At 39.6% G+C, this 15321-nt stretch carries 8 protein-coding genes; 1 reads left to right on the plus strand and 7 read right to left on the minus strand.

Going from position 1 to position 15321, the window contains the following annotated elements; genetic code table 11:
- Positions 1-4 precede the first annotated feature (4 nt).
- The 3 genes from T320_RS10205 to T320_RS10215 are packed head-to-tail and all read right to left on the minus strand — an operon-like array spanning position 5 to position 9299.
- Positions 5-4237 (minus strand): hypothetical protein, encoded by a 4233-nt coding sequence (locus T320_RS10205; RefSeq protein ID WP_037355507.1) that lies wholly within the window; start codon positions 4235-4237, stop codon positions 5-7.
- Between the two features lie 18 nt (positions 4238-4255).
- Positions 4256-6673 carry a phosphoadenosine phosphosulfate reductase domain-containing protein gene (locus tag T320_RS10210; RefSeq protein ID WP_197019419.1) on the minus strand — a complete coding sequence of 806 codons (2418 nt, stop codon included), beginning with the start codon at positions 6671-6673 and terminating at the stop codon, positions 4256-4258.
- Positions 6666-9299, minus strand: a complete 2634-nt coding sequence (locus tag T320_RS10215; protein WP_197019420.1) for a hypothetical protein — start codon at positions 9297-9299, stop codon at positions 6666-6668. Before T320_RS10215 ends, T320_RS10210 begins: the two co-directional genes overlap by 8 nt.
- A 211-nt stretch (positions 9300-9510) precedes the next feature.
- Here T320_RS10215 and T320_RS10220 point away from each other — a divergent pair, with 211 nt between their 5' ends.
- Positions 9511-9876, plus strand: coding sequence for a helix-turn-helix domain-containing protein (locus tag T320_RS10220; protein ID WP_037355509.1), 366 nt, complete (start codon positions 9511-9513; stop codon positions 9874-9876).
- A gap of 49 nt (positions 9877-9925) precedes the next feature.
- On the opposite strand, the gene T320_RS10225 is transcribed toward T320_RS10220, so the two are convergent.
- From T320_RS10225 to T320_RS10240, 4 genes are all read right to left on the minus strand, one after another.
- Positions 9926-12409 (minus strand): DEAD/DEAH box helicase family protein, encoded by a 2484-nt coding sequence (locus tag T320_RS10225; protein ID WP_197019421.1) that lies wholly within the window; start codon positions 12407-12409, stop codon positions 9926-9928.
- Positions 12322-12918 (minus strand): class I SAM-dependent methyltransferase, encoded by a 597-nt coding sequence (locus T320_RS10230; protein WP_037355511.1) that lies wholly within the window; start codon positions 12916-12918, stop codon positions 12322-12324. Before T320_RS10230 ends, T320_RS10225 begins: the two co-directional genes overlap by 88 nt.
- 132 nt (positions 12919-13050) lie before the next feature.
- Complete coding sequence (locus T320_RS10235) at positions 13051-14049, minus strand: methyl-accepting chemotaxis protein (protein ID WP_037355512.1); 999 nt, start codon at positions 14047-14049, stop codon at positions 13051-13053.
- A 12-nt stretch (positions 14050-14061) separates the two neighbouring features.
- On the minus strand, positions 14062-15174 hold the full coding sequence (locus tag T320_RS10240) for an FIST signal transduction protein (protein WP_037355513.1): 1113 nt from the start codon (positions 15172-15174) through the stop codon (positions 14062-14064).
- Positions 15175-15321: the final 147 nt, after the last annotated feature.

Below are 15321 nucleotides of genomic sequence, written 5' to 3' on the forward strand. Positions count from 1 at the left end.
CTAATTATTTTTCCTTGCCCTTTAATATTTGAATTCCTACCGCCAAATTATCCGTTATCAATTCACGCAAGTAATACTTTAATTCCTCTGGATTTAAATTTTCTACCATCTCTATAGCTTCTATGCAGCGTTCATCTGTATAGATCTCACTAGCATGTTTTTCGAGCAAATGTGATACACTCTTATCTTCAAACCAATGATAAGGAGAGGTTTTCGCATTTTGTTGCAAATAGGCACGGATTTCATTCGCACTTCCTAAAACAACAGCATAATCTCCGACAACGCCTTCGATAAAACATTTATCACGCTCTTGCTCGTTACTCAGTCGCTCAAATATATTCACATTAGCATTATCCGCTATAAAGTCTATTGTGCGTTTAACATCTTCATCCTTGGGTGAATCACTATTGAGGACATTGAAATACATTCTAAATTTTTGACGATCATCATCATCAAACATACACAAAATTGGCGTCTGATACCGATTTGACCAGTCCTTAGGATTCTTTGTCCCAGTTTTCTCTTCCCATATTTTGCGCATCTTTAACTTAGCTTGCGATGCCAAATATTCTTTGACTTTACCTTCCACATAACTGTAATAATCGGATTTCGAATATGTGAATAGACCATCTATCAAAGATGTATATATTTGTTTTGCATCATCATCAGACAATTCTTGCAATGGAACTCTGGCAATTTCTTTAAAACTTTCAAACTGCCTATCATACATTTCATCGAACAAATTACGAGATGTTGTTAACACCTCATAGAACTGCTCCTTTTCTTGCTCTAACAAAGTACCTGTTTTTTTCATCTTATAGAGCATTTCGATAAATGGTTTCAGTTCACCGCGTATCTCTGCTAATGATTCAGCTGAAATATGCAATTTGTGCGTACGAGCATTCCACTGGGTAACAGCTTCTCCAAGTTTTGAACTCTTGGGCAAGCTAAGATTACTCTCCTGAACAATCTTATACTCGAGGATGACACGATTTATTTTCTCCTCCGCAGTAATTACATCCCATACCCAATTAGCAGCATCTGCATTAAACTTTTTCTTTACCTGATCAATGTAGCGGCCATTATCTCCGATATCCTGTGCCAACTTAACCAGTTCACCATTATGGTACTGCGCAATAAAGGCAAGCATACCTTCATGGCACATATCCGCATTCACTAGGCTTGCTAAATCATCAGTCAGAACCGTGTTATCCAGGAACATACGTCCCAAATCATTCGCGATAGCACTTTCATCCCGGCCCCCCATGTTACCGTTATTTGCTAAACCACAATACAAATCGATAGCTTCTTCAACAACGGTCAACTTTGTCACTAACTTATCCTGCTTATCCAGAGCATACTTTACGCACCATAAAGGAAATGGCATTTTACGTAATTCCAAACGAATACGGTCACGAGCCTGCTCTATCGAACCACAACATTCCGGATCGATACGATAAATTTTGGCAGTAGCCTTTAAGAAAGCACTCTGTTCAGCACTCATGGCTACCAGGAATTCTTCTTTGTACTTCTTATTTTCTACTACGGCTTGATTGATTCCATTAGCAATCATGCTCTTCATTTTTTCCACAGTCATAGGTGTGCTGGTCAAGCCATTGCTCCAAAAGAAATCCCCTTGTGTATATTCTTTTAATAGGAACCCCATTATAAAAGCTGTGATATTGCATGGCATATAACCAAATTTAGGTTTGCGCAATTCCTCGAACATATAAAGGATACTGATTCTGCCATCTTCCTTGAATTTCTTCTCAATCATAGCTTCAATTGCCAATTTTGCCTTTACTAACGGCAATGATTGCTTCATCGGATCTTCCCAGTACTTATCTACATGCCAAGCACCATTTACAACATTTTCCAAACTAAATCTTTTATTTGAAGCATTGAATGCACCTTTCAATTCCTGATTGATACCACATTCTGCCCCCATTGCCAAAGGCCCTTTTGTAAACATCTGATCTACTACTTCATTCTGCTCCAAAGCATATGGATAAACACGCAGATTCATAGCTTTCAGTTCATCAACCAAGACCGTTTTGTTCGCACAACGGAAACCGCTAATGTTTTCCTTATTGTATAATGTGAAAGAACCATTCTCAACCGAAGACTTCCATTCATCCAGTTTATCATTCGCCTGTTTTGTGAATCCTTTCGCCTGATTGCCATCTTTCTTTAAATAGTATTTAGCATAAGCGGACGAAGTAACATAATCCGTGAAGTTTTCCTCTCCCATGATGTTACTGGAAGCATCAATGAATATTATATTGCTATATTCATCTTTCTTGATACTTTGCTCTATGGATTCGCGAATTCTAATAGATTCCGCCTCATTCTTAGCAAAGGTTAATACAACTGGGAATTTATACTTCCAATCCTGTCGTGATATGCCATTTATTATATTGGTAAAATCATCAACAGTTGCAGGAGATACTTCTAATCGTGCTTCCAAAGCCTTAGGTAATTTCAAAGCTGTTGGAAGCGTTGCATCAAGAACTAAATTCTTAGTTTTCTTCTCTTTACGGATTTCTTCTTTGAGCTGATCGATTTCATTATTATCATTCTGATTCAGCGCCACAACATATTCAGTACGATTGCCAGCAGGACGCTTAAACAGGACCTGCTTCTTCTCCAAGGCATCTGCAATGGCATGCCCTTTGTACTCTGGCCATCCTGTCACCCCTAAAAATGCTAAATCAACATTCTGATCATTAGGTTTCAACAATTCCACATTGCCTACACGATTCGAAATCGATTGCAATAACAGTATAACTTTGAATACACGTTTCTCATTTTCGTCAAAGCGATCATTATCAACAATATTATAGGCTCCAAGGATTGTTCTTACCGAATCCGTCAAACCACTTTTCCCCTGAACACAGAAGAAGTCCCACAACATATCTACAGTAAGCAAATTATGATTAGAAAGTGGCCCAACGCTGTCAATAAACCACTTGAAACTCTTCGCATTCATATCATTACTCAGAATAAAATCGAACATGCTGCGCTGATTGGATGCAAATACCACAGAAATATGCTTAAGCAACAAAGCTGCATAAGGATGAATGGGAATTATTCTACACAAATCTTCATCTTTAAGAAATGTTTTACTCCCCATGCTATGCTTCTTCGCATCATTGACAATCACTTGGCGAACCGTAATCAGCTGTTCATTTAGATCATTGGCAAATTCTTGCCATTCTTCCTTAAGAGCTGGATTATCCGTTTTCTTCATCGCCTGCGCCATTAAGCGGAAAGCCATATTTTCTGGCAATTCAATTTTTATAGGCGGCACAAACCGGCCAAGAATCTTCTTCGCATCCTCCGAACTAGCAAACAACGAAGTTGATTCATGCGACACAATCATAAAGAAGAAATTTGAATCCTGACTCACCTGTACCAAGGTTTGGAAACCAGTCAATGCATTACGGTTGTTATGGAAATACTCCGTAAACTCATCCCAGATGAAGAGAATCGCACTAAGATGATTTTCACGGATAATTGTGCGAATCCAATTTGCCATATCTTCTGCCGATAATCGCATAGCAACAATATTATTATCACGTGCCACTTCCAATAGATTCCGCATCAAATCCATTACTTTAGCAGGATTATTTTCTTTTAAATTGGCAATGATGTTATCGATATTTTTATCTGGAAATTTCCATGCGTATTTTTCATCCGCTATCAAGCTAGCAAAATAAACCTTATTGGCTTCTTTCTCTTCTAACCAATTCAAGGCTGCGATACGCAAGGAAGATTCACCATGATTTTTAATGTCATGCTTATCTAATGCAGCAAGAATACTTTCCTGAATCGCTATGATTAAATCATTATCTGAATGTATGGACGAAGAACCAACACGATGTATGGTAATCATATTACCATTATTTTTATCGGCAATTATTTTATCGCATAATTCTTTTTTTAATCCATAATCATCAAAATATGCTTTCACTTCATCATCAGAAGCTTCTAAAAGTGATTTCACCGTCAGTGCAGCATGAGATTTACCCGTACCATATGCACCTTCAACCCAAAGGGAAAGATTCTGTTTACCTGATAATACCGCGTGCGTATTTTCCAACAAATTAATAAAACTTTCATGAGGATAATAGTTCTTCCAAGAAACCTTTCCTTCTTCAATTAATTTTGCCGTAATCGCAGGATAAAAATTCTCATCTATTGAGAAATAATCTTTATATGTTTTATTTTCTCCCATAATTCTTCTCCAATCCCATTATAACAATTCTAATACATCCTCAGCTTTTTTCTCACTACGCAATGTTATTTGATCCAAGTCCAAAGTGAATGTAGCAGAGATAAATGCCGGATAATTTGCACTAAGTCCATTTAATATTGGAATCATAGTCTCACGGTCAAGTCCAAAAATTCTAGTCGGACTAATGCCGCCACGTTCAATAGTATCATCCACCAAGGATTCCAACGAAAACTGATACATTCCATCACATGCTTCAGCAAACTTATACAATGAATATAGTATAACAAGGTCACTAGGATTTGCCCATTTAGTTCGTGTAAAGGAATTTAATTTTAGTATTTCATTCCCAGATGCAGTAATTTTAATATCTGCATCTACGCAACCTAAAATTTGAGAACTACCTAACGGTGTTTTTACGAGAATAACTTTCAATGCATCGACGACATTTCTTCTTCCCAACCCCTTGGTATCATTCTCCATATCTTCTGCCAACATTTCTTTCATTTCATCTGGCGAATATGCTCTATCTAAACTCAGTCTATCAATCACCCATTTAAAAGTTGGTGTATATACTAAGTTTGATACAATTAATCCCCATAAAACATCCGAATCATCTTTTATCTTTAATATTTCCTTTGTAAATTTAGTAGGAATATTTTTCGTATACTTATCTCCATCTGCACTTCTTTTATATTCCACCATATTTGCATCTCTCAAAAAATGAACGAATGCATCCTTCTTCTTATTTTGCACTATGCCATCACCATCCGACAGCCAGAATTCGTCCCCACCTTCGTAATTTAAATAAATATCAACCCATTCTTCTCGCGTACCAAAAGTAAAATATCTATCAAGTCCGCTCATCTTTTTCCCCTCCATACTTTTATTTTTTACAGAACTATATAACATGCAATGATCCCGTATATCATGACATTTAAAGCAATGCACACATCTTGCACTAACTTTTACTTCTGTTCCCATTTCTATACAATGAAGTTTGCATTCCGCTTCACATATGCCACATTGCTTACAATATATACTTTTAATAATCACACTTCTAAACAGAGATTTTAGTTTTATAAAGTCCCTCGTATTTTCATACATTGGAATTTTAAAAATCATCTTATCCGATTGTTTTTCACATAATATTACATATTCCTTATTTTTAAATAATACTCTATATTCACTGCTTGACACTTGATTTACAGTACCTAATGTTTTTGCCCATTCATACCAAGACAATTCTGGCAAATACACATTCATAATCAACGAACCAGCATTATCTTGTACATCAAATAAATCTTTTCCTAAATTTAATTCTCTACCACTTTTTCTTGTTCTCCAGAAACCATTATCTATAAACTTTTTCATTTCATCTTCACTATATTTTTTCCCACTCGTTTCACTTATTATAGATAAAAATTTATCAACATCTTTTCGATACAGTTCTCGCTTAATATATTCGTGTTTGCCAGTAGAATTAGGACACACTAAACATCCAGCACGCGAACTCCCTTTTTTATAAGCCTTATTTAAAGGAAGATTATTGGTATATATATAGAGAAATACTTCCACTGAATTCCAATCTAAAATAGTATGACAACTATACTGTCCTTGATGTTTTTTTCCTTCCGTCAAATCATCATACATACTTCGCTTTAAACTTTCCTCAGCTCGTACTCCTGTAAATGCCATTCCTGTAAAAGAATCTTTTTTTATTATTTTTCTAATTAAATTTAATTGTGGAGATGTTTTATGCACACTACAACACCATCTAATAGCCGTAGATGGCGGCCCAAAGCACCTCCAACTCTCTTGTGGAGTAATTTCCGATTTAGCTCTATAAAACTTAACACCTTTACTTTTATATTCTCTCTCCATATAATCGACTAAATCATATGTATCAACGAACTCCATCTGCGTATCACCAAACAATATAAAATAACTATCATTTGGCAATGATTTAGTCACTATATCCGCTGCAACTATACTATCTTTCCCGCCACTAAACGCAACATAAAAGGCATCTACTTTTCTTTTATACTTTTTGTAATAGTTAAAAACATTTTTTATAGTTTCTTGTGTGAGATTTTCCAAAATTGACTTATTTTTCTCTACCATTAAAATCAAATTAACAGATTCTAACTCTCGCTTAATTTGATTTCCAGCATCTAATATAATCAATTCTGGCTTTGAATATAACGATCCACCTTGTGTCTTTGCTATTTTCTCACCCTTATAAAAATAATTGTTATTTTCTGCCCACATTATTGGAGATTCATCATCTCTAGGATAATCATAATGCTTATCAAATCCAAGCAAATCCAGTTCTTGATAATATACAGGCCTTGCCTCCATACTCATCTTTTCTTGATCTGGAAGCAATAAAACACCACCAGTTTCTTTATCCCATACATATTTATACAATTCATTCACCCTTAAGTTTACTACGTTTTATTTTTGCATTTTCCAAGATTCTATTAATGCCTTTGTAATTAGCTCTAGTGATATAACCATCTTCCTTTAATTCATTTAATGCTTCTTCTTCTGTATTACATTCTTTATGAACTAGCACATCCATGATTATATCATCATATTCGATTTTTCCCGCATCACGTCTTATCATGACACCATTAAAATCATTTTCCGAAAAAGAGCTATTCAATAATTCATATTTTTCGCTATAGCTATAGATATAACTTTCTAACAAATAACCTGTCCAACGATAATTCTCAACACTGGGAAAATTACTGACTAGGGAGCTAATCTTTTTTAATGACATATATTTGCCTGTACAAATATTTTCTTCTATGAAGGCATCAATTTTCTTCGAATCAAAAACCACAAACGAATCTTTTACGAAATTTTCTTTATCGATTCTAACCATAGTATCATGAATAATATCATGACGAATAGGCGTATTGATTTCCTTAGAAAATTCTTTTAGTTCTTCTAATGTAAATTGATCACGATTATCGCAAAATTCCCGATACATTTTACCGGTATCCATCTCTACATTCTTAGGCGTGACAAATTTTGGTGTAAAATTAAAATCATCACGCAATAAATAGCCGATAGCTTTCTGAAAACAGGTTGTCGAAAACATTTCCGTATTGATTTTTACAGATTTACATTCACTATCACAATAAATCTGTCGCCTGCATTCTTCCGCTTGTAACTGACGCGCCGGAGCTGTTACGATTGCGTTTTTTATTACAACACGGACTTTATTCAATTCTTCCGTGGTTATAGGAAATGCTGCAATCGACATATATGTATTCGTTGCCGTATTAATGATAGAAGGTGTAGAGCGTACCACCTGCTTTATTTTATCAATAGGAATAAACCACAAATCTTGTTCTAACTCATCATACGTTATTTCTTTTTGAACATCACTTATATATCTACGAACATCTTCATCTGGATTTGCCGAAAATTCTTTTGGCGTAATATGCCCAAAACCATTCACATGATACCTATGCATACTTCGTTTCATAATAGACCAAAATTCATCTTCACTATAGATTTGCATTTGATGTTCGATTTCATGCTTGTAATGTGGAAATACGCAACAATTATATATGCAACTAAATCCTTTTGCATATATAGCCTCAAAATCATTTAATAATATATCGATGAATTCATTTTGTTCTTGATTATTCTTAAGTTTTCTTCTACCATCATCCTCATATGTTATCATTGTGATATTCATCACAAACATATCTCGACTTATATCATCACCATATTTTTCTTTAAATAAGCCTGCAAATCTAAAGAAATCCAACTTACTGTTAAGCCTTATACCATTTGGATATTCTTCCTCCATTATTACTCTATATTTCTCTTCAGTATTATCTTTCTCAGACTTACTAATCGCTAAAAATTCTGACTTTATTTCAGATTTTTCACTTTCTTTATAATCCGAAATAATCTCTTTTACTTCTTCAATATTACTTGAATTTTCATCATACCAAGAAAGATTTATATCCTCTCTAGGATTATCTTCCGTCTCATATCCTAATCTTTTATTTGCTTCCTCCAGCAGAAATCCAAATTCTCTATTTCTATATTTATACATAGAAACTATATTTTTATCCGACTTTGTAGCACCTTTTTTCCCTCTATGCCCATCCGTTAACAAATAGTCAATTTCCAAAGCATGACGATTAATTGCGCCCATACTTCTCGTTATATCCATAACATAACCAAGACTTGACGCATATTTTTTTAAGTGTTTATGAAAATCCTTAATAATTGTGACTATTGAATTTCCTTTTAAATTAACACATTCATATGTCAAACGCGCAATTTCGTAATCATCCCATTGTCGCTCCATGGTTACAGGCATTAACTCCTTTTTATTATCAGGGTAAATAATATTTTCAAATGCATGCTTATTTTCTTTACGCATTTGAAATATTTCTTTATCTAGTGTTGAATAATCCTGTCCTTCTATTCCCTGCCCTGTTTCCAGCATCTTAAATCCGTATATTTTCATAGCCAAGTCTGTCATTGTAAAGAACTGCCTTGCTTTAGATTTATACTTCTCCCAATGATATTTTTCTAAAGCCATACACTCTTGACGCATCATCTCGTCCCACTCTGATACGTCCACCTCTCTCAATGCATAATACAACTCCACCATTTGAGCCGTTTCATGCTTATCCCAAACAAAATCCTCCAAACTGACTTCACTCGCATCTTTATTGACCTCTAATGTATCAGTTGACATTGACGCGTCAATTTCAACTGCACATCGCTGTTCTATTTCATCTTGTACATCCATACGTTTTTCAGCCTCCCTCAACATTAACTGAAAGGCTTCTTGATCTGTATCATAAAGTTCCATAAAATTGCGCATCCACGCAGCACCGCCACTCAGTCCGTTCCTCCCGCCGGTAGCAATATATACGCAATCTTGAATCTGCATGTTGATTCCTGCCATGTTACGATATTGGTCATCAATTTCTATCCCACGCAGGACCGCATATTTTCTGTATAAATCCGATAATTTCCTGATTTCTGCCTGCCACTCAGACTTTGGCCGTGCTTTTATCTTCATATAAGTATCTATCAGTAATACTCTCTCATACTTGTCAAAAGGTATGCGCATTGTAATCATCCCTTATAAGCACAGGTATTGCATTATCTTAGTATTATAGCATAAATTAACGGATTTCGCTAGTTTTAATCGATATTTTCTAATATTTGGTTAGTTTGAATTCATAAGACAGGTTATTCTGTATAATAACCATAAAGAGGTGATACAAATCATGTCCATCGGTGACAGAATCAAGGAACGACGTCGATATCTTGGCTTGACCCAGATAGAGCTTGGTCAGCGTATTCATAAATCTTCACAGGTAGTCTCCAACTGGGAACGTGGCTACACCACAGGTATATCCGCTGAGGACTTACAGCTATTAGCCCATGCTCTTGCCACGGACATTACTTTTTTCGTCCCCAATGCCTATGCTACCACCTCGGAGGCTCTTGAACCTAACGCACTAAAGACAACCCAAGTACAGGATATCCCTACAGACAGCCGGTTATCTTCTTTAATCGCTGAATATCCACACTTAGATGAAAAATCAAAAGACATCATTGATGCCATTGTGGCATTATCTAAAAAAGAATAAAAACGGCAGCGTGCCCATGACTGAATCGTCAACGGGCACGCTGCCGTTTTTATTCTGCTTGTATAAGATATCGCCGCCTGTAGTAATCTTTGGCTCGATACTCCACAATGTCCTGAAAATGACTTACTACCACTTCATTGTCTAAGTATGGTTCCATCGCTTCACAAAATACCAAAGCCCACTCACCCCGGCTTTGCAAAAAAGCACTTTGCAAATATTGCACCGGCATTTTTCTGATTTTCGTCAAATGCCATGAATCCGTGAGCTTTTGATAATCTGGGAAACTACCTACATGCGGCAAATCCTGCCAGTTTCGACCATGTGCGAAGAACTGCTTCCACACCGGTAATATATCGGCATAGGTAATCCTGGCTTTTAGACGGGTCTTCTCCTGCAGCGCTAGTAACACAGGCATCTTATATACCTTCGTCATTGCCGTATTCACCATTTCCTGCAGGAATTCCTCTGCCACAGTACCTCGGAGTGCTTGCTCTGCAGGCGTAAGTTCATTGAGCTCTGCCAAAAAGGTCAGATAATGCTTGAACGGACTTTCCTTGGGGTGTTTCAGGCATTGTTCGTATACAGACGCCGTCATATTGGCAAAGAGTTCCACTCTGGAGGGGCGCCTGCCCAGCAGTTGTTTGATGCGATAATATTCCTCCCGGATGGTCGCCCGCAAAGGCTGCCGTCTTTTTTCCATTTGTGCAAAGAGATCGAGCAGCCGCAAGTCGAAATCAACATAGCAGTTAGTTGGCGTATCTATCGCATCATGTTCTCCGTAAGAGGCTCTTTCCTCGCGGCAAAGCAATCCTTTTACCAGCCCAGCATTATGATAATTGCCAATGAAGTCCAGCACCACCAAATATTGCTTCCCCGGATATAACCGCAAGCCACGGCCAAACTGCTGCATAAAGACGGTAGGCGATTCCGTTGGCCGCAGGAACATGACCATATCCAATGCAGGAATATCTATACCTTCGTTAAACATATCTACGGCAAAAATCACCTGCAAGCCGCCTGCATTTAATTGTTCTATAGCCTTGCTTCTTTCCTCTGCATATGTTCCCTGCGCATTGCTGTATACTGCCGCCGCTTTAATTCCCTGTTTTACAAAAAAATCGGCCATGCTTTCTGCATGTTCACGCGTTGCACAGAAACCTAGCGCACGTTGCGAACGATATTTTCGATAATGACTTAGGATATTTTTCATCCGTCGGATATTATCCAAATAGATACAATTCAAATCGCTGGCAGCATAAGTTCCTGCCACCGGACTCAGGGACTTATAATCCGTATCATCGTATATACCATAGTAGCGAAAAGGCACCAACATACCGCGGTTAATCGCCTCAAACAAGGATAATTCAAAAGGTACATTGTAATCACATAACGCATAGATATTCCGCCCATCCAAGCGTTCAGTCGTTGCGGTCAGCCCCAACAGGAATTTAGGCTGGAAATACCGCAGGATATTTTGATACTGTTTGCTCACTGCATGATGAAATTCATCTATGACAATGTAATCAAAGTAATCCGCCGCGAAATAATCCGGGTGCAAATATTTTTCCTGCCCCAACGTTTCCACCGAAGCAAATATTATTTTTTTATCTGTTTGCTTTGTTTTACCAGTAAAAAAGCCATAATCATCCGAGTTGCGTACATGTTGGAAAGCAACAGAGGCCTGGCGTAAAATTTCCTCACGATGTGCAATAAAGAGGACTTTTTCATAAGGTGCCGAATCAAAAGCTGCCAAGTAAGTCTTACCAATGCCCGTAGCCGCATGAATAAGTGCCTTATCCGCCCCCTCCGAGCGTGTCTTAGACAAATAGTAAAGTGCCTCAATCTGTGCTCCATGCGGTTGAACCTTCACTGAGCCAACCGTTTCTGTCCGGCTTAAGGAGATAGGCGATTTACGCCAGCTTTTTGCATACTGACGTAATCTATCCTCATCAACCAGCACAGAGTGATTAGCGCAGATCGTTTGAAACGTCCGGTAATATTCCTGATACTCCTGTGGATTAACCTGACTGTCCAGGCGATAATTCCACTCCACAGCATCCTCCAATGCAGTAGCTGAAAGGTTAGAGGAACCAATAAACAAATGGCTTTTGGTATTCAGGTGAACAAAATATGCCTTAGGATGAAAACTGCGTCTTTCATCGTTATAAAACCGCACTTCCACCTTATCGCCTAGATAATGACGCAGTAGATACAGTGCCTGCGGTTCCGTAAGATTAAAATTCGTCCCAGTCAGTAGGGTGATAGCGGCACCATTTTTCACAGCTTCCAGCAATGCAGGTAAAATCAACCGCACTCCGGATTCTCTGGTGTACGCCACCATAATATCAATACGCTCCGCCTGAATCATCAGATTGCGCAAAGCGGGAAAGAGCTGTCTACCAGTTTCGCCGGTAAATACAGGAGAAGCTTTCTCCCCTATAGTCGTTACTGTTTTTTGCACAGTATATTCAGCCATTGGTCCGACCGCCCTTCTCTTACATCCCCTGTAACCCATATCTTCAAAACATGCCACGCTGTCATACCTTCTGTTAGAGCCTGCCAGCGTTCTTCTGTCATATCTGTAAAGTACCGGCCATGCCGCATGCCAGTAAAGTTACCATACTTAAACGAAGCATAGAGTATCCCTTTGCTATGCAAAGCTGCTGCCAGTTTCCATACCACTTGCCGCAGCGTATCCCAAGGCAAATGCAACAATGATGCACAAGCCCATATGCCATCATAGGCATCTATTGCGGAAAAATCTTCAAACGACTGCCGGACGACCTTTTGCTGAATATAATCCTCTGCCAGCAAAGCCAAGCTATGGGAACCATCCAAGGCCGTTACCCGATAGCCATGAGATAAGAAGTAACGGCTGTCCCGCCCGGCGCCACAGCCAAAATCCAGAATATGCCCAGCATCTGGAATGAGCTTGACAAACTCCTGCTGTATCTCTCCAAAATCTACATATTTAGTTTGTTCAGCAAATTCACGAGCATGGTCATTATAATACTGCAATGTTACTGCCTGCATATCATTCATCTTCATCCCCCTATCTCATTTTAGCCCCTATTCCCTATTTCCGCCTCTCATTTGCCGTTACCCCAATAAAAATTAACGTAAAACGAGGGCTGTTGCACATTTTTGCACAACAGCCCTCTGTTCTTTCTTCTATTACCGCTGTTTCCCCAGCAGCCATTTAACTTGCCGCAGGAAGTCAATCATACTGCAGGCAATCACATTCTTTTCACTCATTAGCTCTTTTAAGCCGTGAATGTTCTGGCGCATCGTGGTGACCAGACCGCCTACGGAGCCTGCGCCTTCGGCTACTTCGTCCATCATACTGCTGGTTTTATGGATACCATCCACAATCCGATGACTGTAGTCGCCTACACTCTCCGTGCTCTTGGTTACATCGGCAAAACTCTCCTGCACCTTGCCCACAAACGTGGCATTTTCCAGGGTTTTCTGCCGGGTCTGTTCAATGGCCTGACTCATTTCACCAATGGATTGATACAGCGCATTGATATTCGTGTCAATCCCTTCCACCAATTCTTTGGTCGAGGCGGCCAGTTCGCGGATATTTTCGGCCACGATACTGAAGCCGCGGCCTGCCTCACCAGCTCGCGCAGCCTCAATCGAAGCATTCAGGGACAGCAGATTCGTGCGGGTCGCGATGCCTTCAATGCCTTCCGACATCTTTTTAATATTGGCAAATTTTCCTTCCACTTCCTGAAATACTGCGTTGATTTCGTCCAGCTTTCCTTCTATCTCCTGCATCTTTTCCGACAGTGCACCGATATCATCGCCCGCACCACTGACCACGGTTCTAGAGGTGTCCATTATATTGGAAATGTTTTGGGCATATTCTTCCAGATTATTAAAATGTTCATTCAGGTACGTAAAGTCCTTATTTACCTGACCGATTCCCGCATAGGTTTCCTGCATCTTCTGCACGTATTCTGCAATACCGGTTTCAGCCTGCGTGAGTTCATTCATGCGTTCATCAAGATAATCGATGCCATAGGCAATCTGACGGTTCACATTCGCCTGCGTTTCCGGCACCGGTGCTGACGGTGTCGGCCTCGGTACCGCCGTATTCATCGCCTGTTTTTCTGCGGCTCTTTGGTTATAAAAAGGCTCTTTTTTTCTGCCGAAATCAAAGATTCCCATAACACGCACCTCTTATTCAAAAACAGCGGCAATCATGGTCTGATTGAAGTGCTGCTCATAAATCTGCTCACCATATCCGCCCCAGCCGATATAATTGCCGAGTACGGTTCCCATGCTGCGGAAGAATTCATCTGCATAGCCCTCACTTTCAAAGAGCAAGGTACGCGCCAGACAATTTACCATAATAGACAATGACGGACGGGGCACGTCCTGTTTGATTTTCTGCATCGTCTCCCGATTGACCTGTCGGTAATCGTCCGGCTGCAGCATGACAATCTGGTCATTCTCATAAATACGGGCATGGTACTTCATCGTCTGCCGGTCGGAATCCATATCGTCATTGGCGATAATGTACATATCCTTGCCGATGATGCGCCCTACCGGATTGCTGTCCAAAAATGACCGGTCCATCTGTGAAGTAGTCAGGCCGTGCATCTTCGCTTCCATTTCCGAAGCGGGCCTGCCATCATAGGCCATAACCTTACGCGTAAACGCATCGACCTTCGTAGCCGTCAAGGGCTCGCAGATGGGCTTATAGATATTTTCCCGATAAAGATGGATGCGGCCGCCCAGATTGCGGAGCAGCACAAATACACTAGCCTTGTCGTAAACTTTGCCATTCAGGGAAACCAAAGTCTTTTCCGCTAAGCCACGGTCGCCTGCCGTACCGCCAAAGACAGGAATGTGTTCTTTTCGCAGTACGGAATTCAGCACAGCCAGCACCGATTCCTCGCAGGAAATCAAACCATTTGTCGCGGTCAGACAAATCGTATCGTCTGCGCGATGGGTGCCGAGCTGCCGTACAGCTTCCTGCACGCGCTCTACATACTTGAGCGGGCAGCAGTCTGCCTCCTCCAATACATTTCCCACACATTCAATGCCGCTTTCAATCGCCAGCACTTCCAAGGTATCGTGAAAGATCCCCTCATTGGAAAAAGCCGCAATCGAAGTCGTCCCCATGACAATGCTATGGGGAAACCGTGCCTGCATCTTTTGGCTGGTCTCAGCAAAAGCGGCCACCGTCGTCGTAAACCAAACAAACTTTGCCTGCGTCATGGTCTGGCAAGCCTGGCTGATGGCATTGTCCACCGGCGTTGCCTGACTGCGTCCAATTTTGTATTCCATAACATTCTCCTCTATCCCACACAACTATATGGGGATATTTCGCTTATCTGCATGTTTTTTCCTGCTGCCTGCCAGCTTGTTTTCCATACAATCCGCAAAAATTTTACCCAAAGCCCAACTTTTCCCTGTGAAGATGCACGGAAATAT

The sequence above is a fragment of the Selenomonas sp. FC4001 genome (assembly GCF_000701565.1).
Taxonomy (GTDB): Bacteria; Bacillota; Negativicutes; order Selenomonadales; family Selenomonadaceae; genus Selenomonas_A; species Selenomonas_A ruminantium_B.

What these genes read in the sequence shown, in the direction of transcription:
- T320_RS10235 (WP_037355512.1), bottom strand. Translation starts at nt 14,049, where the DNA reads ATGGGAATCTTTGATTTCGGCAGAAAAAAAGAGCCTTTTTATAACCAA.
- T320_RS10205 (WP_037355507.1), bottom strand. Translation starts at nt 4,237, where the DNA reads ATGGGAGAAAATAAAACATATAAAGATTATTTCTCAATAGATGAGAAT.
- T320_RS10215 (WP_197019420.1), bottom strand. Translation starts at nt 9,299, where the DNA reads ATGAAGATAAAAGCACGGCCAAAGTCTGAGTGGCAGGCAGAAATCAGG.
- T320_RS10220 (WP_037355509.1), top strand. Translation starts at nt 9,511, where the DNA reads ATGTCCATCGGTGACAGAATCAAGGAACGACGTCGATATCTTGGCTTG.
- T320_RS10230 (WP_037355511.1), bottom strand. Translation starts at nt 12,918, where the DNA reads ATGAATGATATGCAGGCAGTAACATTGCAGTATTATAATGACCATGCT.
- T320_RS10240 (WP_037355513.1), bottom strand. Translation starts at nt 15,174, where the DNA reads ATGGAATACAAAATTGGACGCAGTCAGGCAACGCCGGTGGACAATGCC.